22 protein-coding genes and 1 tRNA gene are annotated in these 23,539 nt (G+C 64.7%); 12 read left to right on the top strand and 11 right to left on the bottom strand.

The window, feature by feature from the left end:
* Positions 1–18: 18 nt before the first annotated feature.
* The 3 genes from ACN0V4_RS16175 to ACN0V4_RS16165 all read left to right on the top strand — a co-directional run bounded on the left by ACN0V4_RS16175 (position 19) and on the right by ACN0V4_RS16165 (position 3,911).
* Positions 19–858 (top strand): FkbM family methyltransferase, encoded by an 840-nt coding sequence (locus ACN0V4_RS16175; protein WP_417677949.1) that lies wholly within the window; start codon positions 19–21, stop codon positions 856–858.
* Positions 859–941: 83 nt separating this feature from the next.
* Complete coding sequence (gene ahcY / locus ACN0V4_RS16170) at positions 942–2,336, top strand: adenosylhomocysteinase (RefSeq protein ID WP_417677947.1); 1,395 nt, start codon at positions 942–944, stop codon at positions 2,334–2,336.
* A 225-nt stretch (positions 2,337–2,561) separates the two neighbouring features.
* Complete coding sequence (locus ACN0V4_RS16165; RefSeq protein WP_417677945.1) at positions 2,562–3,911, top strand: esterase-like activity of phytase family protein; 1,350 nt, start codon at positions 2,562–2,564, stop codon at positions 3,909–3,911.
* A gap of 70 nt (positions 3,912–3,981) precedes the next feature.
* On the opposite strand, the gene ACN0V4_RS16160 is transcribed toward ACN0V4_RS16165, so the two are convergent.
* From ACN0V4_RS16160 to tsaD, 4 genes are read right to left on the bottom strand one after another with little or no spacing between them, the layout of a single operon-like run.
* On the bottom strand, positions 3,982–4,404 hold the full coding sequence (locus ACN0V4_RS16160) for an EVE domain-containing protein (RefSeq protein WP_417677943.1): 423 nt from the start codon (positions 4,402–4,404) through the stop codon (positions 3,982–3,984).
* Positions 4,404–4,670, bottom strand: a complete 267-nt coding sequence (locus ACN0V4_RS16155; RefSeq protein ID WP_417677942.1) for a YciI family protein — start codon at positions 4,668–4,670, stop codon at positions 4,404–4,406. The genes ACN0V4_RS16160 and ACN0V4_RS16155 overlap by 1 nt, the downstream gene beginning before the upstream one ends.
* A gap of 1 nt (position 4,671) precedes the next feature.
* The gene (locus ACN0V4_RS16150; RefSeq protein ID WP_417677940.1) at positions 4,672–5,634 is read right to left on the bottom strand and encodes an NAD(P)H-dependent glycerol-3-phosphate dehydrogenase; all 963 of its coding nucleotides are present in this window, start codon (positions 5,632–5,634) and stop codon (positions 4,672–4,674) included.
* Complete coding sequence (tsaD, locus tag ACN0V4_RS16145; protein ID WP_417677938.1) at positions 5,631–6,725, bottom strand: tRNA (adenosine(37)-N6)-threonylcarbamoyltransferase complex transferase subunit TsaD; 1,095 nt, start codon at positions 6,723–6,725, stop codon at positions 5,631–5,633. Before tsaD ends, ACN0V4_RS16150 begins: the two co-directional genes overlap by 4 nt.
* 72 nt (positions 6,726–6,797) lie before the next feature.
* Here tsaD and ACN0V4_RS16140 point away from each other — a divergent pair, with 72 nt between their 5' ends.
* From ACN0V4_RS16140 to ACN0V4_RS16120, 5 genes are all read left to right on the top strand, one after another.
* Positions 6,798–7,517, top strand: a complete 720-nt coding sequence (locus ACN0V4_RS16140; protein ID WP_417677936.1) for a uroporphyrinogen-III synthase — start codon at positions 6,798–6,800, stop codon at positions 7,515–7,517.
* Between the two features lie 56 nt (positions 7,518–7,573).
* A complete protein-coding gene (locus ACN0V4_RS16135) occupies positions 7,574–8,857 on the top strand; it encodes a COG4223 family protein (protein WP_417677934.1) in 1,284 nt (427 codons plus the stop codon).
* A 13-nt stretch (positions 8,858–8,870) separates the two neighbouring features.
* The gene (locus tag ACN0V4_RS16130) at positions 8,871–10,409 is read left to right on the top strand and encodes a heme biosynthesis protein HemY (RefSeq protein ID WP_417677932.1); all 1,539 of its coding nucleotides are present in this window, start codon (positions 8,871–8,873) and stop codon (positions 10,407–10,409) included.
* Positions 10,410–10,456: 47 nt separating this feature from the next.
* Positions 10,457–10,532 (top strand) — tRNA-Thr (locus ACN0V4_RS16125).
* 39 nt (positions 10,533–10,571) lie between these two features.
* Positions 10,572–11,315 (top strand): hypothetical protein, encoded by a 744-nt coding sequence (locus ACN0V4_RS16120; protein WP_417677930.1) that lies wholly within the window; start codon positions 10,572–10,574, stop codon positions 11,313–11,315.
* 5 nt (positions 11,316–11,320) lie between these two features.
* On the opposite strand, the gene ACN0V4_RS16115 is transcribed toward ACN0V4_RS16120, so the two are convergent.
* From ACN0V4_RS16115 to ACN0V4_RS16105, 3 genes are all read right to left on the bottom strand, one after another.
* Positions 11,321–12,604, bottom strand: coding sequence for a TRAP transporter large permease (locus ACN0V4_RS16115; protein ID WP_417677928.1), 1,284 nt, complete (start codon positions 12,602–12,604; stop codon positions 11,321–11,323).
* Positions 12,597–13,115: a TRAP transporter small permease gene (locus tag ACN0V4_RS16110; RefSeq protein ID WP_417677926.1), complete on the bottom strand. Its 519-nt coding sequence runs from the start codon at positions 13,113–13,115 to the stop codon at positions 12,597–12,599. Before ACN0V4_RS16110 ends, ACN0V4_RS16115 begins: the two co-directional genes overlap by 8 nt.
* 72 nt (positions 13,116–13,187) lie before the next feature.
* On the bottom strand, positions 13,188–14,177 hold the full coding sequence (locus ACN0V4_RS16105) for a TRAP transporter substrate-binding protein (protein ID WP_417677924.1): 990 nt from the start codon (positions 14,175–14,177) through the stop codon (positions 13,188–13,190).
* A 253-nt stretch (positions 14,178–14,430) separates the two neighbouring features.
* Here ACN0V4_RS16105 and ACN0V4_RS16100 point away from each other — a divergent pair, with 253 nt between their 5' ends.
* Positions 14,431–15,249, top strand: a complete 819-nt coding sequence (locus ACN0V4_RS16100) for a bifunctional allantoicase/(S)-ureidoglycine aminohydrolase (RefSeq protein WP_417677922.1) — start codon at positions 14,431–14,433, stop codon at positions 15,247–15,249.
* A 142-nt stretch (positions 15,250–15,391) separates the two neighbouring features.
* Here the strand turns inward: ACN0V4_RS16100 and ACN0V4_RS16095 are convergent, their stop codons facing one another.
* The 3 genes from ACN0V4_RS16095 to puuE all read right to left on the bottom strand — a co-directional run bounded on the left by ACN0V4_RS16095 (position 15,392) and on the right by puuE (position 18,875).
* On the bottom strand, positions 15,392–16,843 hold the full coding sequence (locus ACN0V4_RS16095; protein ID WP_417677920.1) for a uracil-xanthine permease family protein: 1,452 nt from the start codon (positions 16,841–16,843) through the stop codon (positions 15,392–15,394).
* Between the two features lie 78 nt (positions 16,844–16,921).
* On the bottom strand, positions 16,922–17,413 hold the full coding sequence (locus tag ACN0V4_RS16090; protein WP_417677918.1) for an ureidoglycolate lyase: 492 nt from the start codon (positions 17,411–17,413) through the stop codon (positions 16,922–16,924).
* A 46-nt stretch (positions 17,414–17,459) separates the two neighbouring features.
* Positions 17,460–18,875 carry an allantoinase PuuE gene (puuE, locus tag ACN0V4_RS16085; protein WP_417677916.1) on the bottom strand — a complete coding sequence of 472 codons (1,416 nt, stop codon included), beginning with the start codon at positions 18,873–18,875 and terminating at the stop codon, positions 17,460–17,462.
* A gap of 154 nt (positions 18,876–19,029) precedes the next feature.
* On the opposite strand from puuE, the gene uraH reads away from it, so the two are divergent.
* Positions 19,030–19,383 (top strand): hydroxyisourate hydrolase, encoded by a 354-nt coding sequence (gene uraH / locus ACN0V4_RS16080; protein ID WP_417677914.1) that lies wholly within the window; start codon positions 19,030–19,032, stop codon positions 19,381–19,383.
* A gap of 36 nt (positions 19,384–19,419) precedes the next feature.
* Here the strand turns inward: uraH and ACN0V4_RS16075 are convergent, their stop codons facing one another.
* A complete protein-coding gene (locus ACN0V4_RS16075; protein WP_417677913.1) occupies positions 19,420–20,322 on the bottom strand; it encodes a LysR family transcriptional regulator in 903 nt (300 codons plus the stop codon).
* 109 nt (positions 20,323–20,431) lie between these two features.
* Between ACN0V4_RS16075 and ACN0V4_RS16070 the strand changes: the two genes are divergently transcribed.
* Both ACN0V4_RS16070 and ACN0V4_RS16065 read left to right on the top strand, forming a co-directional pair.
* The gene (locus ACN0V4_RS16070) at positions 20,432–21,691 is read left to right on the top strand and encodes a urate hydroxylase PuuD (protein ID WP_417677910.1); all 1,260 of its coding nucleotides are present in this window, start codon (positions 20,432–20,434) and stop codon (positions 21,689–21,691) included.
* 128 nt (positions 21,692–21,819) lie between these two features.
* On the top strand, positions 21,820–23,481 hold the full coding sequence (locus ACN0V4_RS16065) for an AMP-binding protein (RefSeq protein ID WP_417677908.1): 1,662 nt from the start codon (positions 21,820–21,822) through the stop codon (positions 23,479–23,481).
* Positions 23,482–23,539 lie beyond the last annotated feature (58 nt).

Below are 23,539 nucleotides of genomic sequence, written 5' to 3'. Positions count from 1 at the left end.
AGGGTCAAGGTGCGTGGGATGAAGATGGCAGACAAAGCTGATGCGTCGGACTTTCTCGGGCGCTTTCGGGAAATCGTTTCCGACCCGCTTAACTTGCTGATCCAGCGCCACCCGCTTGCAGGCACAGTCGAGAACGGCAACGTGGTTCTTCACAACGGCAACCGCGTGCCGGTCGCAGGAGCCGGGGCGTATTACGACAATTTCAGTGACATTCTTGTGATCAATCGGGGTGTTCACGAACCGCTGGAAGAGTTCGTTTTCCAGACGGTGCTCGCTCGATTGCCTGAGCGGCCGGTGATGCTGGAGCTGGGGGCCTATTGGTGTCACTATTCCATGTGGTGCCTGACCGCCCGCCCGGAAGGCCGCACCTTTCTCGTCGAGCCGGATGGGGAGCGTCTGGCGAGCGGGGAGGAGAACTTCTTGCGGAATGGATTCTCGGGCCAGTTCGAGCGGGGATTCGTCGGCCCTGGCCAGTTCGAGGTCGATGTATTTATGGCCCGTGAAGGTCTTCCGAAGCTCGATATCTTGCACTGTGACATTCAAGGGGCCGAGCTTGATATGATCAACGGGGCAGGAGAGACTCTTTCGGCTCACAAAGCTGACTATGTCTTCGTTTCGACGCATAGCCAGAAACTGCATCGACAGGTGACCGAGGCGATGCTGGCGCACGGTTACCGGGTCGAGGCGAGTGCCGATTTCGATCATGAAACCACGTCCTTTGACGGGTTCATCTTGGCTGTGGCGCCCTCGATTGCGCAGGTCTTCCACAATTTCCGGTTTCTTAGCCGCATAGAGATTACCCAAACCTCACCGGACGAAATTCTTGGCCGTTTGGTGGCCTGTTCGGAGAACTTTTAGCGCGAGCCTTGCCCCGCGTTGCTGAGCCGCGACCGTAATGTTATGTCGTCGGCAATCGTTTGACATACCAGGAGGCCGGTTTCATGCCGCAGGACTACATCGTCAAGGACATCGCACTGGCCGATTTCGGCCGCAAAGAGCTGGACATCGCCGAAACCGAAATGCCGGGGCTGATGGCTCTGCGCGAGGAATATGGCGAAGCACAGCCGCTGAAGGGCGCCCGCATCGCCGGTTCGCTGCACATGACGATCCAGACTGCGGTTCTGATCGAAACCCTGGTGGCGCTGGGCGCCGAGGTGCGCTGGGCGTCGTGCAACATCTTCTCGACCCAGGACCATGCCGCCGCGGCTATCGCCAAGGCCGGCATCCCGGTCTTCGCCATCAAGGGCGAGACGCTGGTAGAATACTGGGACTATGCCGACCGCATCTTCATGTTCAAAGAGGGCGGCGCCAACCTGATCCTGGATGACGGTGGCGATGCCACGCTGTACATCCTGCTGGGTGCCCGCGTCGAGCAAGGCGAAACCGATCTGATCGCCACCCCGACTTCGGAAGAGGAAGTCGCGCTGTTCGCCCAGATCAAGAAGCGGCTCGAGGCCAGCCCGGGCTGGTTCACCAAGCAGCGCCACATGATCCAGGGCGTGTCCGAGGAAACCACCACCGGCGTTCACCGCCTGTATCAGATGATGGAGAAAGGCCACCTGCCCTTCCCCGCCATCAACGTGAACGACAGCGTTACCAAGTCGAAGTTCGACAACAAGTACGGCTGCAAGGAATCGCTGGTCGACGGTATCCGCCGCGCCACTGACACCATGATGGCCGGCAAGGTCGCCGTGGTCTGCGGTTATGGCGACGTGGGCAAGGGCTCTGCCGCCTCGCTGCGCGGTGCCGGCGCCCGGGTCAAGGTCACCGAGGCCGACCCGATCTGTGCCCTGCAGGCCGCGATGGACGGCTTCGAAGTGGTGCTGCTGGAAGATGTCGTCGCCTCTGCCGATATCTTCGTCACCACCACCGGCAACAAGGACATCATCCGCATCGAGCATATGCGCGAGATGAAGGATATGGCCATCGTCGGCAACATCGGCCACTTCGACAACGAAATCCAGGTCGCCGCGCTGAAGAACCACAAGTGGACCAATATCAAGGAACAAGTGGATATGATCGAGATGCCCTCGGGCAACCGCATCATCCTGCTGTCCGAAGGTCGCCTGCTGAACCTCGGCAACGCCACCGGCCACCCCTCCTTCGTGATGTCGGCCAGCTTCACCAACCAGACGCTGGCGCAGATCGAACTGTGGACCAAGGGCGACCAGTACAAGAACGAAGTCTATGTGCTGCCCAAGCATCTTGACGAAAAGGTCGCCGCCCTGCACCTGGCCAAGGTCGGCGCCAAGCTGACCAAGCTGACCCCGGAACAGGCCGCCTATATCGGCGTGTCGCCGGAAGGCCCGTTCAAGCCGGAACACTACCGCTATTGATCAAAAGACCCCAGGTCTTTGGAAACGCCCCGCAGTCGCGGGGCGTTTTTGTTTTCAAACTCTCTTCTGAAAGGCTTTGTCGTTTCTTTCCAAGCTGTTGAGATGAAGAGCCGGGCGCGCGAACAGAACGGGAAACAGATTACAGAACCGACACACCACAGCCATTCGACTGTTACCTGCCCCGCGTACCTCCGGCGCATCACGACATCCAAAAGGATATTCAAGATGCGTCTCTCGCTCTCCGTTCTGGCGCTGGCCAGTGCCTTTGCCGCCCCGGCCCTTGCCGAAGACACCCTGCCCGCTACCCTGGCCGGCCACGCCTATATCCCGGCGCTGTCGCTGGTGACCCCGCCGGCCGATGCGCCGCGCGACGCCTGGCTGTCGGGCAAGTTCACTGGCAAGGCGCGCAACGATCAGCCGATGAGCGTGATGGGCAATGTCGGCAAGGCCTATGGCGGCCATGAAACCGGCATCGCGCTGCCCTTCATCGGTCAGCCGATGCAGGGCATGTCCGGCTTTGCCATGACTCCGGCCGAGGATGGCAGCATCTATGCGCTGACCGACAACGGTTTCGGCAGCAAGCGCAACAGCCCCGACGCCATGCTGTTCTTCCACAAGATGGCCCCGGATTTCGCCGCCGGCACGGTCGAGCGCCGCGACACCATCTTTCTGTCGGACCCCGACCACAAGGTGCCCTTCCGCATCGCCTATGAAGGCACCGATAGCCGCTATCTGACCGGCGCCGATTTCGACCCGGAATCGATCCAGGTGCTGAACGGCGAAGTCTGGATCGGCGAGGAATTCGGCCCCTATATCATCCGCGCCGGGCTCGATGGTGTGGTCAAGGCGGTTTACCCGACCCTGCTGGACGGCCAGGAGCTGCACGGCCCGGACACCTACAGTGTCTATGTCCCGGCCGAGGCGGGCAAGGATTACCAGGTGCAACGTTCGGGCGGCTATGAAGGCATGGCGCTGCAGTCGGGCACCGGCCTGCTCTGGGCGATGCTGGAAAAGCCGATCCTGGTCGAAGGCGGCAAGACCGAAGGTAACTTTCTGCGGGTCATCCAGTTTGACACCAACAAGGCTGAATGGACCGGCAAGAGCGTGAAATTCGCGCTGACCGAGGGGGCCACCGCGATCGGTGATTTCAACTTCATCGACGGCACCCGCGCGCTGGTGATCGAACGCGATAATGGCGAAGGCGATGCCGCCCGCGCCTGCGCCGAAGGCGCCACCGATACCTCGGCCTGCTATCCGAAGCCCGCGAAGGTCAAGAACATCGTCCTGGTCGATACCGCCGATATCGACGCCGACGGCTTCATGCGCCGCATCGCCCATATCGATCTGCTGAACATCGCCGATCCTGACGGCAAGGCGCTGGCCGGGATGAAACCCGCCGAAGGCCCGTTCACCTTCCCGTTCTTCACCATCGAGGATGTGATCGCGGTGGATGACACCCACATCATCGTCGCCAACGACAACAACCTGCCGTTCTCCGGCGGGCGGCAACCGGGCGTCGCCGCCAACAACGAATTCATCCTGCTGTCGGTGCCGGAGTTGCTGGCCGCCAAGTAAGGCTGAAGATCGAAACGCGAAGGGGCGCCCTTGGGCGCCCCTTTTGCCATCTGCCGCGCGTCAACCGGGGTCAATCCGGCGACACCCCGGCCAATGCGCAGATATGGCGCCACTCCGCCTCGGTCACCGGCTGCACCGACAGGCGGGAGTTTTTGACCAGCACCATATCGGCCAGCGCCGGATCGGCCTTGATCTGGTCCAGCGTAACCGGATGCCGAACCGGCTCTAACGCGCGGATATCGACACAGTCCCAGCGCGGATCATCGGCCTTGCTGTCGGGATGCGCCTCGGCGCAGACCTCGATCAGCCCGACGATCGCCTTCTCGCTCTGCGAGTGATAGAAGAAGCCTTTGTCGCCCAGCTTCATCGCCCGCATGAAATTGCGCGCCTGATAGTTGCGCACGCCGTCCCATTCCTCGCCCTCGGCCCCCTTGGCAACCTGGTCGTCCCAGCTCCAGGTCGAAGGTTCGGATTTGAACAGCCAATAGGCCATCAGACCACCTTCTTCCATTCGATCAGCTCGACACTGTCGAAGAGGCCAGCCTTGGCATAGGGATCGTTCGCGGCCCAATCCTCGGCCGCGGCCATATCGGCGACGTCGAGGATCACCAGCGACCCGGCCATGTCACCATCGACGATCAGCGGCCCTGCCTGCGACACCACGCCGGTCGATTGCAGATAGGCCAGATGGTCGGCGCGGGTGTCCTTGCGGATGTGCAGCGCGCCGGCTTTGTCGCGGGCGATCAGGGCGATCAGCATGTCATTCCTCCTTGAGGGGTCGGGTCAAAAGCGCGGTCATCGCCGCGTCGAGGGTCAGTTTTCCGTCCAACAGCCCGACCACGCAAGCGGTGATCGGCATATCGAGGCCCATGGCGCGGGCCTTGGCATCGGTGGCATGGGCGGTTGCCGCGCCTTCGACGGTGACGCTGGGGTCAAAGACCTCGCCCTGCCCCAGCGCCAGTCCCAGCCGATAGTTGCGCGACAACGTCGAGGTGCAGGTCAGCGCCAGATCGCCGAAACCGGACAGCCCCGCCAGCGTATCCGCCTCTGCCCCCAGATGCCGCGCCAGCCGCTGCATTTCGGCATAGCCGCGCGTCATCAGCGCGGCGCGGGCGCTGTCGCCCAGCCCGGCGCCGATCACCGCGCCGCAGGCGATGGCGATCACGTTCTTCAACGCCCCGCCGATCTCTGCCCCCAGCGTATCGGTGGTGCGATAGAGGCGCAGGTTGGTGGTATTCAGGCTCTGTTGCAGGGATTTTCCCAGATCCGGATCGGCACAGGCCAGCGTCAGCGCGGTGGGCAGCCCCTTGGCGATATCGGCGGCGAAACTCGGCCCGGTCAGCAGCGCATGGCGGGCCTCCGGCAGCGCCTCGCGCATCACCTCGATGGGACCAAGGCCGGTTGTCAGCTCGATCCCCTTGCAGCAGGCGACCAGCACCTTGCCGGTCAGATCGGTGCGATAGGTCTCCAGCATCCGGCGCAATTGCTGCATCGGCACCGCCAGCAGCAGGACACGGCTTTGCGCCGCCTCGGTCAGATCGGACGTCACGGCAATGGTCTCGGGAAAGGGCATCCCGGGCAGGCGGCGGGCGTTTTCGCGGCTCGCCGCCATCTCGGCCACATGACCGGCGTCGCGGGACCAGAGCGTCACCGCCCCCTTGCCCGCCAGCGAAATCGCCATCGCCGTACCGAAAGCCCCGGCGCCCAGCACGGAAACGCTCATGCCTTGGCCCCCTTCTTGCCACCGCCAAGGAGCGCCGGGCTCGCCTTGTCGAGCGGCCAGCGCGGCCGCGCCATCAGGGTCAGATCATCGCGTTCGCCACGCGCGAAGCGTTCGATCCCGGCATAGGCGATCATCGCCGCGTTATCGGTACAGAGCTTGAGCGGCGGCGCGGTGAAGCGCACGCCCATTTCTTCACAAACAGTCTCTAACTTGGCACGAATGGCCCCATTCGCCGCCACGCCGCCGGCCACGGCCAGCACCGGATCGGCGGGGCCTTCCGCCAGATAGATCCGCAGCGCCCGGCGGGTCTTTTCCGCCAGCACATCGACGATCGCCTGCTGGAAGCCGGCGCAAAGATCGGCGCGGTCGGCCCGGGTCAGCCCGCCCTTTTCGGCGACGATCTGGTCACGGGCCCGCAACAGCGCCGTCTTCAGCCCCGAGAATGACAGGTTGCAATCGTCGCGGTCGAGCAGCGGGCGCGGAAAGCGGAAATGCCTAGGGTCGCCCGCCTTGGCCTCCGCCTCGACCGATGGCCCGCCCGGTTGCGGCAGGCCCAGCAGCCGGGCCGCCTTGTCAAAGGCCTCTCCCGGCGCGTCGTCGATGGTGCCGCCGAGGCGAGAGAACTCCTCAGGCCCCTTGGCGATCAGATATTGGCAATGCCCGCCGGAGACGAGGAGGATCAGATAGGGAAAGCCAATCCCGTCGGTCAGCCGCGGGGTCAGCGCATGGCCGGCCAGGTGGTTGACGCCGACCAATGGCAGCCCGGTCGCCGCCGCGATCCCCTTGGCGCACATCACCCCGGCCAGCACGCCGCCGATCAACCCGGGCCCGGCGGTGACCGCCACGGCGTCCAGATCCGTCAACGCCACGCCGGCGCGCTCCAGCGCCTCGGCGACGCAAAGGTCGATCTTTTCGGCGTGCGCCCGCGCGGCGATCTCGGGCACCACGCCGCCGAAGGCGCTGTGCAGTTCGGTCTGCCCGTAAACGACGGAAGAGAGGATATGCGCCCCCTGCCCGTCCCGCCGCACCACGGCGGCGGCGGTATCGTCGCAGCTGCTTTCCAGCCCCAGAATGGTGATCGCGTCCGCCATGGCCCCGGCCGTTGTCTTGTTTCCCTGTCGCAGGTAACACTCTGCCAGCCGCCAAACAATCCCGGGGCCCCGATGACGATCCTTCTGATGACCCGCCCGCGTGCCGAGGCCGAGGCTTTCGTTGCCGACCTGTCCGAGGATCTGCGCGCCCGGTTGACACCGGTGTTCTGCCCCCTGATGCGGATCGTGCCGCTTGGCGCGAAGGTCTCCACCGCAGGGATCGGCGGTGTCATCTTCACCTCGGCCAATGGGGTGGCCTGTGCCGGCACTGGGAGGGACCTGCCGGCCTATTGCGTCGGGCCGAAGACCGCGCGGGTGGCGGAGGCGGCCGGCTGGCGGGTGGCGCTGATCTGCCCGGATGCCGAACATCTGATCGCCGCGCTTGCTGATCTGGCGCCCGAGGGGCCGCTTTTGCATCTGCGCGGTGTGCACAGCAGCGGCGATATCGCCGGCCGGCTCAGTGCGCTGGGGATCGAAACCCGGGTCTTGCCGCTTTACGATCAGGTGCTTGAGCCGCTCGACGACCCGGCGCGGGCTGCGCTTGCTGGATCAGAACCAGTGATCGTGCCGCTGTTCTCTCCGCGTATGGCGCGACATTTCGCCGAAATTTGCGCCAGTTCCGCACCGCTCTATCTCGCGCCGATCAGCGAGGCGGCGGCGAAAGCCGTTGAAAACATGGCGGCTCGGGCCGTCGACGTGGCGAAAACCCCGGATTCGCCCGGTCTGGTCGCGGCGGTGGCGCGGCTGCTGGCCGTGGCGTGCCGGGTTGAGGGGGCGGACCGCGCGCAGTAGGGTGCGAGAGACGCATTGCGCTTGATATATCATTGTGAATCGGAGGGGATTTCAGGGTGGCCGATAAGATCGATCCGAAACCTGAGCTTGAGACCGCTGGCCAATCGAAGGTCGAGCCCGGCAGTGAAACCGGAGCTGATCGCGATCAGACCCCGGAAGCCGCCGTTGACGTCGATGCGCTGAGCGAGAAGGCATCCTCCGAAGCCGAAGCCGAAGCCGAAGCCGAAGCCGAAGCCGAAGCCGAAGCCGAAGCCGAAGCCGAAGCCGAAGCCGAAGAGGCCCCTGCGACCGCAGCGGTCGAAGAGGCGTCGCTGATCCCGGCTGCCCCGACGGAAAAGGTGATCGTGAAAGGTGGCGGCTTTGTCCCGGCGCTGATCGGTGGGGTTGTCGCCGCCATTCTCGGCTTCGCCGCCGCCAAGACCGACGTCTTGGAGCCCTATCTGCCCGCCGCCCTGAAATCCGGCAGTTCCACCGCCGCGATCGAGGCGCAGCTTGCCGACCAGGCAAAAGCGCTTGCTGCGCTCAAGGCCGAGATCGCCGCCGCCAAACCTGATCTTTCCCCGATCACGGCGCAGGCCCAATCCGCCGCCGAGACGGCGACGGCTGCTGAGACCGCCGTCGCAGAGTTGAAGCAGGCCGTTGCGCCGCTGTCCGACAGGCTGGCCGCGCTTGATACCCGGCTGACCGCGGTGGAAAAACGCCCGCTGACCGAAGGCGCCGCGCCGGAGGCGGTCGCCGCCTATGAACGCGAACTGACGGCGATGAAGGATTCGCTGTCTGCGCAGCGGGCTGAGGTCGAAAAGATGGTTGCCGATGCCCGCGCCACCGAGGCGCGCGGGGCCGAGGCGGCGCAGCTTGCCGCCAACCGCACCGCCTTGGCAGAGCTGCGCGCCGCGCTCGACAGCGGTGCCGGCTATGACAACCTGCTGACCGAATTGCGCAGCGGCGGCGTCACCGTCCCCGATGCGCTTGCTGCTACCGCGAAGGACGGGGTCGTCACCCTCGCCGCCCTGCGTGACGGCTTTGCCCCCGCTGCCCGTGACGCGCTGGCTGCCGCCCGGGCCCAGGCCAAGGGGACCGACCGCAGCCTGACCGCCTTTCTGCAACGCCAGCTTGGCGCCCGCTCTGTCGCGCCACGCGAGGGGGCCGATCCCGACGCGATCCTGTCGCGGGCCGAGGCGGCGCTGACCGCCGGCAATCTCTCCGCCGCGCTGACCGAGGTTGACAGCCTGCCCGAGGCGGCCCGCGCCGCCCTGGCGGACTGGTCTGCCCTGGCCCATCTGCGCGCCAACGCCATTGCTGCCGCGGATACGCTGGCGCAAAGCCTGAACACGAACTGAGGGGGCATGAGACATGCTGTGGTCGCTGCTGAAAATCCTGGTCTTCGTCGCCATCATCGCCCTGCTCGCTTTCGGGGCCGGTCTGCTCATGGAAATGAGCGGTGGCGTGCAGATCACCGTCGCCGGCACCGAATATACGCTCGGCCCGCTGCAATCGGTGATCGCCCTGGTGGCGCTGGTGGCGCTGGTCTGGCTGTTTCTCAAGCTGCTGTCGCTGCTGGTGGCGACGTGGAAGTTCCTCAACGGCGATGAAACCGCGCTGTCGCGATTCTTCGACAAGGGGCGGGAACGGCGCGGTTACAAGGCGCTGGCCGAAGGCATGATGGCGCTGGCCTCGGGCGAAGGCCGGCTGGCGCTGGCCAAGGCCGACCGCGCCGCGCGCTATCTGGAAAAGCCGGATCTCACCGACCTGCTGACCGCCCAGGCGGCCGAACTGGCGGGCGATACCAAACGCGCGGCTGATGCTTACAAGCGGCTGGTCGGCAACGACAAGACCCGGTTCGTCGGCGTCCGCGGCATCATGAAGCAGAAGCTGGCCGAGGGCGATACCGACACCGCCCGCAAGCTGGCCGAAAAGGCGCTGGCGCTACGGCCCCGGCACGAGGAAACCCAGAACCTCCTGCTGGATCTGCAGGCCAAGGCCGAGGATTGGGCGGGTGCCCGCAAGACGCTGACCGCCAAGCTGAAATCCGGCAACCTGCCGCGCGACGTCTACAAGCGCCGCGATGCGGTGCTGGCCCTGTCCGAGGCCCGCGATGTGGCGCGCGAGGATATCAGCCTCGAGGCGCGCGAACGCGCGATCGAGGCGAACAGGCTGTCGCCCGATCTGGTGCCGGCCGCGGCACTCGCGGCGCGCGCCTATATCGCCGAGGGCAAGCCGAAGAACGCGATCCGCGTGCTGAAGAAGGCCTGGGAGGCGCAGCCGCACCCCGACCTGGCCGCTGCCTTCGCGGCCATCGCCCCGGATGAGACCCCGCAGGAGCGGGTGAAGCGGTTCAAGACGCTGACCCGTATCCACCCGGAACATCCAGAAACCCGCCTGCTCGCGGCCGAGTTGAACATCGTGGCCGAGGATTTCCCCGAAGCCCGGCGGGTGCTGGACGGTTTGGCGGAAACGGCCCCGGATTCTCGTGCGCTGACTTTGATGGCGGCGATCGAACGTGGCGAGGGTGCGCCGGAGGCGGTGGTGCGTGGCTGGCTCGCCAAGGCGCTGTCCGCACCGCGCGGGCCGCAATGGGTCTGCGACAATTGCGGCCAGATCCATTCCGAATGGGCGCCCTTCTGCACCAATTGCCATGCCTTCGATACGCTGAGCTGGAAAACCCCCGCCACGCCCGAGATCACCAGTGCCATCGGCGGCGCCATGCTGCCGCTGATCACCGGCGCGCTGGAGGACCACAGCGCCGAGGCGGCCGAGGCCGAAGATATCCCCGAGGCCGAGCCGGTCGAACCGGAGGACATCCCTGCGGCGGCCGATGCTGCCATAGTGCCGGAGGTGATCGACAGCACCGCCGAGGAAACCGAAACGTCAGAGGGGAAAGAGAGAAAATAACCCCTTTTCTGCCCGGCGCCGCAGTGTTAAGAGCGCTGCGCACCAGGGCCGCTGTAGCTCAGCTGGTAGAGCACGTCATTCGTAATGATGGGGTCGGGGGTTCGAGTCCCTTCAGCGGCACCACTTTTCCCGATCGGTTTGTCCCATCCCTAAGGGGAAGACATGGCCTTCGTCACCGCTTACGTGCATCGCCGAAACACCCGGAATGTGGGGGATTTGGCCAGCTCTCCCGGAGATTACCTTGATCTCGGGCCACATAGGTTCTTTGATTTTCAGGATGATGTGCCCGATTGCCGGCTGGCGGTTCTGGGCGGCGGGCAGGTGTTTCGCGATTGCGTCCGCTCGGTCATCGCTCAGACCAGGCGCGCCGACAGGCGGGTGGTCTGGGGGGTAGGGATTTCGCCCAAGGACGCCGGCAGCATCGAATTCGACATCCTTCAGGGTCACTGCGCGCTGCTGTCCTCACGCAATTGGGGCGTGCCCAAGGTTGATTACGTGCCCTGCGCCTCGGCGCTTTCGCCCCTGTTCGAGGCGCCGCCACCGCCTCGCCACCCGGTGGTACTGTTCACCCATGCGACGAAATCGGACGGGATGGTGCGGGTGCCGGGCATCCCGGAGCGCAGCAATCGCGGCGGCACCATGGCGGAGGCGATCGACTTTCTCGCCAGCGGCGAGACGGTGGTGACCAATTCCTATCACGGCACCTATTGGGCGATGTGCCTGGGACGTCGAGTGCTCTGTGTGCCGTTCAACCGGAAGTTTCACTTCTTCCGCGACGCGCCGGTGATGGCCGGGCCAGAGGATTGGCCGGCCGCGATCGCCCGGGCGGAGCGGCGCGTGGGCGTGCTGGACGACGCCCGCGCGCGCAATCTGCGGTTCCGTGACAAGGTTCTGAACTTGATCTGAACCGATCAGAACCCACTGGCAGCCGGCAGCCAGGTCGACAGCGCCGGCACGAATGTCAGCAGCATCAGCACGATGAAGCTGGTCAGGAAGAACGGCGGCATCTCGCGGATCAGCACGCCGGGTTTCAGCCCGACGGTCGAGGCAACGACGAAGATCAGACTGCCCACCGGTGGCGTCGCCAGACCCAGCGTCAGGTTGACGATCACCACGATGGCGAAATGCTCGGGCGCGATCCCCAACGCGTGGCTGATCGGCGCCAGGATCGGTACCAGGATCATCACCCCGGGCAGCGGATCCATGAACAGGCCGAAGACCAGCAGCAGCACGTTGACCGCCAGCAGGAAGAGGATCGGCGAGAGATCCCAGGAAATGATGGTTTCCGCCAGAAACTGCGGGATGCCCTCGATGACCAGAACCCAGGCAAAGGCGCGGGCGGCGCCCAGGATCAGCAGCACCGCGGTGCTGACCAGCGCGGCGCGCAGGATGATCTCGGGCAGGTTGCGGAAGCTGAGCGAGCGATAGACGAAGAAGCCGCAGAACAGCGCATAGAACACCGCGATGACCGAGGCTTCGGTCGGTGTGAAGATGCCGCTGCGGATACCGCCGATGATCAGCACGATCAGGAAGATCGCGGGCATCGCATAGATGCTGGTGCGGATCATCTCGGGCAGGGCAGGGCGGGCCTCGTCGCTGCGATAGTTGCGCTTGCGGCTGACGTACCAGTTGCCGGCCAGCGTGCCGACGGACAACAGCAGCCCCGGCACGATCCCGGCCATGAACAGCGATCCGACCGAGACGCTTTCATCCTGCATCGCATAGATGATCATGGTGATCGACGGTGGGATGATCGGACCGACGATGGCGCTGGAGATGGTGAGCGCCCCGGCATAGGATTTGTCGTAGCCGCCCTTTTCCATCATCCGGATCATCATCGCCCCGGGTCCCGCCGCATCCGCCAGCGCCGAGCCGGAGATGCCGGCGAAGAGGGTCGAGGAGATCACGTTGGCATAGCCCAGCCCGCCGCGCATGTGGCCGACGAACTGCGACACGAAGCGCAGCAGCGTCTGGGTGATGCCGCCGCCGGTCATCAGCTCGGCCGCCAGAACGAAGAAGGGCACCGCCAGCAGCGGGAAGCTGTCGAGCCCGGCGAACATCTCCTTCACCACGACGATATGGGGATAGGTGCTGCCGAGGCTGAGCGCGGCGAAGACCGAAATGATCATCGCAAAGGCGACGGGAACCCCCAGGGCCAGCAGGATGAAGAGGGCGGGAAAGAGAATCTCAGCCATTTGCGCCCCCGGGCAAAGCGTCGGTTTCCTCACCGTGGGATTTGTAATGTCCGGCGGAAACGAAGGGATGGGCGATCAGCAGCAGGTGCACGATCAGAAGGCCGAAGCCGATCGGCATCGCCGCGTAGATATATTTGAACGACAGCCGCAGCGCCGGGGTCTTCTGGAACTGCATCCGCTGCATGTATTGCCAGCCGACCCAGACCATGAAGGCGAAGAACCCCAGCAGCAGCACCAGGATCAGCGCCCGCACCGCGATGCGCGCGGCATTGGGCAGCGAATCCTGCAGGTTGGTGATTGCCACATGCATGCCCGACCGCAGCGCCAGCCCGGCGCCCAGGAAGGTCATCCAGATCATCATGTAACGCGCCGCCTCATCCGCCCAGGGCAGCGAATTGTTGGTGAGATAGCGCAGCCCCACATTGGTGCCGACAACGCCGGCCATGCCCGCAAGCAGCAGGATGACGGCGGCGCCGTTCAGGGTGACGAAAAGGCGTTCGATCTGTCGCATCGGCAGGTCAGTCTTTCGAATGGCAAAGGCGGCGCGAGGCCCGCGCCGCCCGGAATTGTCGCGGAAGTGCGATTACTCGGTCGCGATGATGCTGTCGATCAGCGCCTTGTCGTAGGTCTTGTAATATTCCTGATAGGCCGGGGCGACCGCCTTGAGGAATTCGGCCTTTTCTTCCGGGGTCAGCGCGTTGATCTCCATGCCGCGCTGCCGCAGGGTTTCGACGCCGCTGGCTTCGACATCGTCGACAAAGCCGCGCATGGCGATCACCGCCTCGGCGGCGCCTTTTTCAAAGGCGGCCTTGTCCTCGTCCGACAGACCGTCCCAGAAGGGCTTGGAAACCAGCAGCATCGCCGGCGAATAGACATGGCCCGACAGGGTCAGGTACTTCTGCACTTCGTCCAGCTTGACCGAGACGATCACCGACAGCGGGTTTTCCTGCCCGTCGATCACGCCCTGTTGCAGCGAGCTGACCACCTCGGGCCAGGCCATCGGGGTCGGCGCCGCGCCGAGCACGGTGAAGGCCTCGATATGGATCGGGTTTTCCATCGTCCGCAGCTTCATCCCGGCCATGTCGGCAGGGGTGTGGATCGGGTTGCGGTTGTTGGTGATGTGGCGGAAGCCCTGTTCGCCCCAGGCCATCGCATGCAGGCCGACATCGTCGAACTTCGCCAGGATGCCGTCGCCGATCGGCCCGTCCAGCACGCGGCGGGCATGGCCCAGATCGCGGAACATGAAGGGGATGTCGAAGACGCCGGCTTCGGGGACGAAGTTGCTGAGCGTGCCCGAGGATACGATGGTCGCCTCGACGGTGCCGATCTGCAGGCCTTCGATCACTTCGCGCTCACCGCCCAGACCGGAGGAGGGGAAATGCTTGAAGACGAACTTGCCGTTGGTTTCGGCCTCGACGACTTCCTGCCACTTGTTGGCAGCGACGCCGTAGTGCGAGGTCGGCGACAGGGCATAGCCGATCTTCACCTCGGTTTGCGCGTTCGCGGCAGTGCCGCCGATTTGCAGGGCAGCGGTGATCGCCAGCATGGCGCCGCCACGAATGAGCATGCTCATGGAACTCTCCTCCGAAATTCAGGTAGCAGGTTGGTAACCTTTGCATACCGGCTGAGCAAGACGCCCTGAATTGACATTTCGCAAAATCCCTGGGGAATTTAGGGCAATATTATTGCCCTAACCTGGCGGCGATGGCGATTATCAGGATTTTCCATCCAGTGTTTCTGGTTGTCCCGACTCTGAAAGCGGTTGGAAGCGCCGGGGCTTCGGCCTTTGATGGGGCTCCGAATGTCATTGCACTGGACCCAGACCCATGACCGATCATCGCTATTACGCGCCCACCGGCGGCCTGCCGCCGCAGACGCAACTTTTGACCGACCGGGCGGTGTTCACCAATGCCTATGCGGTGATCCCCAAGGGCTGTTTCAGCGACATCGTCACCAGCGCGCTGCCGTTCTGGAACGAGGCGCGGTTCTGGGTGATCGCCCGGCCGATGACCGGGTTTGCCGAGACCTTCTCGCATTACATCGCCGAGGTTCAGCCCGGTGGCGGCAGCGACCGGCCAGAGACCAACCCGCACGCCGAGGCGGTGATTTTCATGGTCGAGGGGACGCTGCGGCTGACCATCTACGGTCAGTCGCATGACTTGGCCGCGGGCGGCTACGCCTATCTGCCGGCGGGCAGCGGCTGGCACCTGCGGGCAACAGGGCAGGGGCCGGCGCGGTTCCACTGGTTGCGCAAGGCCTATGTCGCGGTCGAGGGGCTGGCCGCCCCCGAGGCCTTCGTCAGCCATGAGGATGATCACGCCCCGATCGCCATGCCGGGGACCGAGGGCCGATGGGCCACCACCCGCTTCGTCGACCCGACCGACCTGCGGCACGACATGCATGTGAATATCGTCACCCTGCAACCCGGCGCGGTGATCCCCTTCGCCGAAACCCATGTGATGGAACACGGGCTTTACGTGCTGGAAGGCAAGGGGGTCTATCGGCTCAACCAGGATTGGGTCGAGGTCGAGGCCGGCGACTACATGTGGCTGCGCGCCTTCTGCCCGCAGGCCTGCTATGCCGGCGGGCCGGGACCGTTCCGCTATCTGCTCTACAAGGACGTGAACCGGCATATGCCGCTGTGAGCGATCCGCGCGAGAATTGAGGCGAAACCTTCCTCCGCGGCGGACGTTTTCGACTGTTGCGACAGCGCGCCATTCACCGACAAGCAACGCCCGTCATCTTTCCAGATGACGGGCGCCACAGGTTCCAAAGCCGGTGAGACGATCACTCGCCGGCAAGCGAGCCCTTGCCATGTCCGGCCAGACCGCCGGAAACCTCATCGGTTGCCTCGTCGGGCAGTTCTTCCGGCAGGATCAGGTTCAGCACGATGGCGATCAGCGCCGCCGGCAGGATGCCGGAGGATCCCAGAATCCGCAGCGTATCGGGCAGATGTTGCAGCGCATTGGGGGCGCTGGCGGGCAGGTTCATGACCTCAAGCTGCAGACCCAGACCGAAGGACAGGGCGACGGCGAAGATCACCATGTTGCGCCGGTTCCAGTTCACGTCCGACAGCATCGAGATGCCCGAGGCCACCACCATGCCGAACATCACGATGACGCCGCCGCCCAGCACCTCGATCGGCACGGTGCGGATGACGCCGCCGACCTTGGGGATCAGCCCGCAGATGATCAGGAAGATGCCGCCGAAGGTCACCACATGGCGGCTCATCAACCCGGTCATGGCGATCAGGCCGACGTTCTGGGAAAACGAGGTATTGGGCAGCGCCCCGAACAGCCCGGCGATGGCGGTGCCCAGACCGTCGGCATAGGTGGCGCCGGCGATCTCCTTGTCGGTGGCCTCGCGCCCGGCGCCGCCCTTGGTGATGCCCGAGACGTCACCGACGGTTTCCACCGCCGAGACGAAGGCCATCAGGCAGAAGCCGATGACGGCGGCGGTCGAGAATTCAAAGCCGTATTTGAACGGTTGCGGCAGCGCGAAGACGGCGGCGTTGTTCCAGCTTCCGGCGATCTTGGCGGGGGGGAGCATGCCCACCATGATGCAATAGACATAGCCCACCACGATGCCGATCAGCACGGCCGAGATCGACAGCATGCCGCGGGTAAAGAACTTCACCGCGAGCGTCACGAAGATCACCACCAGCGCGGCCGACCAACTTAGCAGCCCGCCATAGCTTGCCGCGCCGGCATCCTTGGCCGGCACGCCGCCGGCGGCATATTCGATGCCGACCTTGACCAGCGCCAGGCCGATCATCGTCACCACCAGCCCGGTCACCAGCGGCGGCAGGGCGAACCGGATCTTGCCGATCACCAGGCCCAGGCAGGCATGGAACAGCCCGCCGATCAGCACGCCGCCGAACAGGGCCGCCAGCGCATCGACGCCCTTGCCGGCGACCAGTGGGATCATGATCGGGATGAAGGCGAAGGAGGTGCCCTGAACCACTGGCAACCGCGCGCCCACCGGGCCGAAGCCGATGGTCTGGAACAGGGTGGCGACACCGGCGAACAGCATCGACATCTGGATCATGTAGAGCAGTTCCGGGAAATCCGGGCTGTTCGATCCAAAGCCGAAGCCGGCGGCGCCTGCCACGATGATCGCCGGCGTCACGTTCGACACGAACATCGCCAGCACATGCTGGATACCCAGCGGAATCGCCACCGCGAGCGGCGGCGTGTAATTCGGATCGCGCATCTGCTCTGCGCTGCCGATCTTGGCCATTTCTGTCCCTCCTTGTCGGATGCCGGGTGGGACCCGGTCGTCTTGTTGATTTTGGGTATTGGGTCTTCGGTCTTGATCTTATGCGCCGGCCTCGACGCGATAGGGGGTGTCGAACCAGTATTCCTGCAGGTTGTCCCCGGGGCCGATGCGGTCGACCACGGCGAAGACGCCGGGCGGGGACAGCGGGGTCAGCACCCCGTGCCAAGTATTCCTGAAAAGGTTGATCCCCTGTCCCGGCGCGGTCAAGAAAGCGCGCGGTTTGCCGGGGCGATCGCCATCATCTGCCGCGACAATGACCAGAAAAGAGGTGGGCGCCAGCGGCAGGAAGGCCTGGCTGCCGAGCGGATGCCGCTCCATCATCTCAAGCTGATAGGGCAGGGCGCGCGGTTCGGCGTCGAACAGGCTGATGCCGACGCGCCCCTCGGCGTCGGTTTCGACCCGGGCCAGATCGTGGTGCCGGCCGCAAAGCCCCTGGTTGATGATCTTGTCGGGGGCGCCTTTCAGTTCGATCACGTCGCCAAAGGGGGCAAAGGCGGCGGCGGTCAGCGGTTCGGTCAGGATCGGGATCATCGCCGGGCGCCCCCGGCGCGATGTTTCACGGGAAACGCACGCGCGCTCATGGCAGCAAAGCCTTCAGCCGCAGCCCGGCGATCCGCTCGACCTGGCGGCAGGCCTCGGCGAATTCGTGATCGCGGTCATGCTCCAGCCGCCGTTCAAAGGCGGCGAGGATGCCGGGCTTGTCGTGATCGCGCACCGCGATGATGAAGGGAAAGCCGAATTTCACCACATAGGCCGCGTTCAGCCGGGAGAAGGTCTCGCGTTCCGCGTCGGTCAGCGCGTCGAGCCCGGCGCTGGCCTGTTCGGCGGTGCTTTCCGCCGTCAACCGCTTGGCCGCCGCCAGCTTGCCGGCCAGATCGGGGTGGGCCAGCAGCACGCCCAGCCGTTCCTTGGCGTTGGCGGTGCGGAAGATACGCGCCAGCGCATTGGCCAGACCCACGGCACTGTCATGCGCCGGGCCCAGCTCGAGATCAAAGGCGCGCTCGGCGATCCAGGGCGAATGTTCATAGATGCCGCCGAACCTGGCGACGAAGGCCTTCCTCGCCATCTGGCTCGGCCGCTGCCAGCGCTTGTGCGGGTGATGTGCTGCCCAGTGCCGCGCGATGTCGATCCGCCGCGGTGTCCAGACATCCTCGAATTCGCTGATATAGTCGATGAAGCGCTTCAACCCGGCCAGCTTGCCCGGCCGCCCGATCAGCCGGCAATGCAGACCGATGTTCATCATCTTGGGCGCGCCGGCCCGACCTTCGGCATAGAGAACGTCAAAGGCGTCGCGCAGATAGGTAAAGAACTGCTCCCCGGTGATATAGCCGGGCGCGGTGGCGAAGCGCATGTCATTGGCTTCGAGCGTATAGGGGATGACCAGCTGATCGCGGTCCTCAAGCTCCAGCCAATAGGGCAGGTCGTCGTCATAGGTGTCGGAGATATAGTCGAACTGCCCGGTCTCGGCGGTAAGCCGCACGGTATTGGCCGAACAGCGACCGGTGTACCAGCCACGCGGCGGTTCGCCCACCACTTCGGTATGCAGGCGGATCGCCTCGGCGATCGCGGCGCGCTCCTCCGCCTCGGGCATGTCCTTGTGTTCGACCCATTTCAGCCCGTGGCTGGCAATCTCCCACCCGGCGGCCTTCATCGCCTCGACTTGTTCGGGGCTGCGCGCCAGCGCGGTGGCGACGCCATAGATCGTCACCGGAATGCCGGCGCCGGTGAACAGCCGGTGCAGCCGCCAGAACCCGGCGCGGGCGCCGTATTCATAGATCGACTCCATGTTCCAGTGCCGTTGGCCGGGCCATTGGGCGGCGCCCGCGATATCCGACAGGAAGGCCTCGGAGGCGGCATCGCCGTGCAGGATGCAATTCTCGCCGCCTTCCTCATAGTTCAGCACGAATTGCACCGCGACCTTGGCGCCGCCGGGCCATTTCGCATCGGGCGCCTTCGCGCCATAGCCGCGCATGTCACGGGGGTAGCGTGTCATCGTCATCTCTCCTGCTGTGCACGGGATTGGTGTAAACTAGAAATGCGTGTTTGAGTTTTCAGGAATTCTTGAAGGAGTTGTAGCCAATTCGTGGGTGCGACAGAGGATCCATCTGCGTAAGAACAAGGCACACTCCGGGCAAAAGGGATGAACGATGGCTGGCTATCTGACGACACATGTTCTGGATACCGCGCGAGGCGCGCCCGCGGCGGGACTGCGGATCGACCTCTACCGGATCGAGGGAGAACATCGCCAGCTTCTGAAGACCGTCATCACCAATGCGGACGGTCGCACCGATGCCCAGATCCTGCCGGCTGAGGCCTTCGCCCCCGGCACCTATGAGCTGGTCTTCCATGCCGGTGCCTATCTGGACGAGACCGGCCCGGCGCAGGAGCCGCCGCGCTTCCTCGACCTGATCCCGATCCGCTTCGGCATGAGTGAGCCCACGCATTACCACGTGCCGCTGCTGCTCTCGCCCTTCGGCTATTCCACCTATCGCGGCAGCTGACCGGGCCTCAGGAACCTGATCCGGGCGCGGTGGCGGTCATTTCATCGCCGCCTGGATGTGATCGGCCATGAAATCGATCAGAAGCCGTGTCTTCGGATCCTGCCGGCGGCGGTGCATGTAGAGACAGGCGAGCTGGATCGGCACCGGCGGGTTGTCCTCTGCCACCGGGATCAGGGCGCCGGATTTCAGGTGCTCGGCCACCTCGAAGATCGGTTTCAGGATGATGCCGTGCCCGTCGAGCGCCCAGCCGGTCAGCACGTCGCCGTCGTCGCTTTCGAACGGCCCCTGCACCGAGAACCGCTGGACCCCGTCATCGGTCTGTAGCGGCCACTGGAATTCGGGCGCGCCGGGATAGCGCAGGTTCAGGCAGGCGTGCTTGTCGCGCAACAGGTCGTCGCCATTCTCCGGCATGCCGCGCCGGTCGACATAGGAGGGCGCGGCACAGAGCAGGCGGGGGATATCGGCGATCTTGCGCATCCGCAGCGCGGAATCCTCGGGGATGCCAAGGAAAAAGGCCATGTCCAGACCCTCGGCCGCGAGATCGAGCTTGCGGTCCGACAGCCGTAGCCGGATGTCGATCAGCGGATATTTCTCTTTGAAATCGGGCAGTTTCGGCGCGATCAGCCGGCGGCCCAGCCCCAGCGGGGCCGCGACGAAGAGCGACCCGCGCGGCGTCATGGTGAGGTTCGATATCTCCGCCTCTGCCGCATCCACCGCCTCGAGGATCTTGCAGGCGCCGCGATAGAACAGATGCCCCTGTTCGGTCGGGTTCAGCGTTCGGGTGGTGCGCTGGAACAGCCGCACGTTCAGATGGTCTTCGAGCTGGGAAATCCGTGCCGAGGCGACGGCGGCCGAAATCCTCTGATCCCGGGCCGCGGCGGACATATTGCCCAATTCATAGACTCTGACGAAGGTCTGGATGTTGTCCAGGTAGGCCATCGGGCATCATTGTTCGTTTTTATTTGAAGCATCTTGGCGCTTTCGGCGGATACTTGACAATACGCAACCGGGGTAGGCTGCGGAAAAACAGCGCTGTCGGAGGGATATGATGCAGGAAATGGTGATCATCTGGGATTGGCTGGGCTTTGCCATCCGCTGGTTGCATGTGGTGACCGCCATCGCCTGGATCGGGTCGTCCTTCTATTTCATCGCTCTCGATCTGGGGCTGCGGAAGGCGCCGCATCTGCCGAAGGGCGCCTATGGCGAGGAATGGCAGGTCCATGGCGGTGGTTTTTATCACATCCAGAAGTACCTGGTCGCGCCCGAGCACATGCCCGAGCATCTGACCTGGTTCAAATGGGAAAGCTATTCCACCTGGCTCAGCGGCGCGGCGCTGCTGATGGTGATCTATTGGGCAGGGGCGGAGCTGTATCTGATCGACGCCCAGAAGGTCGAGCTGACGCAATGGCAGGGTATCCTGATCTCGGCCGCCTCGCTGACGATCGGCTGGCTGGTCTATGATTTCCTCTGCAAATCGGGGCTGGGCGAAAAGCCGACGGCGCTGATGATCCTGCTGTTCCTGCTGCTGGTGGCGATGGGCTGGGGGTACAACCAGATCTTCACCGGTCGGGCGGTGATGCTGCATCTGGGCGCCTTCACCGCGACGATCATGACCGCCAATGTGGCGATGATCATCATTCCCAACCAGAAGATCGTCGTCGCCGATCTGAAGGCCGGCCGGGTGCCGGATGCGAAATACGGGCGGATCGCCAAGCTGCGGTCGACCCATAACAACTATCTCACCCTGCCGGTGATCTTCCTGATGCTGTCGAACCATTATCCGCTGGCCTTCGCCACCCAGTACAATTGGGTGATCGCGGCGCTGGTGTTCCTGATGGGGGTGACGATCCGGCATTACTTCAACACCCGCCACGCCCGCGCCGGCAATCCGCTCTGGACCTGGGCGGTCACCGCGCTGCTCTTCGTCGCGATCATGGCGTTGTCCTTGGCGCCGCTGCAGCAGGACAGCTATGACGATAGCGAGGCGCGGGCGCTGAACCGGGTCGAGACCGCCTTTGCCGAGGCGGATGGCTTCGAGGATGTCACCGATATCGTGATGAGCCGCTGTTCCATGTGCCATGCGCGGGAACCGGTCTGGGATGGCATTCACCGCGCGCCGAAGAACGTGCTGCTCGAGACCCCGGCCGATGTCGCGCAGCATGCGCGGTTGATCTTTTTGCAGGCCGGCGCCACTCAGGCGATGCCGCCCGCCAACCTGACCTGGATGGAGCCGGAGGAGCGTGCCCGGATCGTCGCCTGGTACACCGCCGGCGCCGGCAGCCTGCCGATGGTGCTGGCCGCCAACTGATCCGGAGGCTTGCCCGGATATCTGGCCTGCATGGGTCGTTGTCGGAGCAATAGGAACAAATCACGCAAGGAAAAACTGGATCCTTGCCCCTGGCAAAGGCACTCTGTCGTCAAGGGGAGGAACCTTGCATGACAGATTTGCCCAAGCCCGGCTCACGGCCGTGGCACGCCTTTTACAACGAGGGCGTCGCGCCCGACTTCATTCCGCCGCAGACCACGCTGACCCGGATGCTGGATCGCGGCTTTGCCGAACATGCTGACCGCGTGCTGATCGAATATGGTGGAGAAGAGATCACCTATGCCGGGATGCGGGCGATGGCGGCCCGTGCCGCGGCGGCGTTGACCGCCCGCGGATTGCAGCCTGGCGACCGGCTGGCGCTGCACCTGCCGAACAGCCCCTGGCATCCGGTCTTTTTCTTCGGCGCCATGGCGGCGGGGCTGACCGTCACCCACCTGAGCCCGCTCGACGCCGCTGGAGAGATCGCCCACAAGCTGGCCGACAGTGGCGCCAAGCTGGTGATTTCCCTGACCGCGCCGGAGTTTTCCGGGCCGCTGACCGGGGCCGCGGCCTATGGCAGCCTGCCGCCGGTGGTGCAATGTCCCGACACCCTGCTGAAGGGCGAGGGCGTGTCTTACGGGGCGATCAGCCTGGCTGCCTTCTGGGCCGGACACGAGAGGGCGGAGTGGGATCCGGTGCCGACCGCACCCGAGGATATCGCGCTGCTGCAATATACTGGCGGCACCACCGGGCGGCCCAAGGCGGCGGTACTGACCCATGCCAATATCGCGGCCTCGGTCAATATCTACCGCGAATTCCTCAAGGGCGAGTCGGTGCGGGAACCGGGCAAGCGGACGCTGCTCTTCTCGCCGGTCTTCCATATCCTCGGGCTGTCGACCCAATTGCTGCGTGGCTTCTGCGACGGGCTGACGATCCATCTGCGGCCGCGGTTCGACGCGGCGCAGGCACTGGACGATATCGAGACCTTTGGCATCAACATCATGACCGGGGTGCCGACCATGTGGATCGCCATCCTGCGTCAACCAGGGGTCGAGGACCGCGATCTTTCGTCGTTCGAATTCATCGGATCGGGTGGTGCGCCGCTGCCGGTCGAGGTGTTCCAGCGGATCCGCCAGTTGACCGGCCTCAAGCTGCGCGGCGGCTGGGGCATGACGGAAACCGCGCCGGCCGGGTCGAACATGCCGCCCGATGTGCCCGACAGCAAGCTGGGCACCATCGGCATTCCGCTGCCGGGGCTTGAGATCAAGATCGTCGATACCGCCGATCCCTCCCGTGAGCTGGACTATGGCGAGGAAGGCGAAATGGTGATCCGTGGCCCCAATGTCACCGGCGGCTATTGGAACAAACCGGAGGAGACCGCGGCGTCCTTCCATGACGGCTGGTTTCTGACCGGCGATATCGCCCGGATGGATGAGGATGGCTTCCTCTACCTGGTCGATCGCAAGAAGGACATGATCATTTCGGGCGGCTTCAATGTCTATCCGGTGGTGATCGAGGACGCGGTGCACCGCCATCCCGCCGTGTCCGAGGCGATGGCCACCGGCATTCCCGATCCCTATCGCGGCGAAAGCGCCAAGGTCTTCGTGGTGCTGAACCCGGGCGCCAAACCCTTCACGCTGGACGAGTTGCAGGCGTTTCTGGCCGACAAGCTGGGCCGCCACGAAATCCCCCGCGATCTGGAATTCCGCGCCGCCCTGCCGAAGACGCCGGTGGGCAAACTCGACCGCAAGGCGTTGCGGGCCGAGATCCGGGCCGAGCTGGAGCCGGCCTGAGACGTTTCGCCCGGGTGCCAATGGGCCCCGGGCGACAAACGAAAGCGCCCGCCGGGAT

The organism is Pseudodonghicola sp. (genome assembly GCF_048268305.1).
GTDB lineage: Bacteria > Pseudomonadota > Alphaproteobacteria > Rhodobacterales > Rhodobacteraceae > Pseudodonghicola.
Note: the sequence above shows the minus strand (reverse complement) of the source record. Positions and strands in the feature narration are given on the sequence as shown.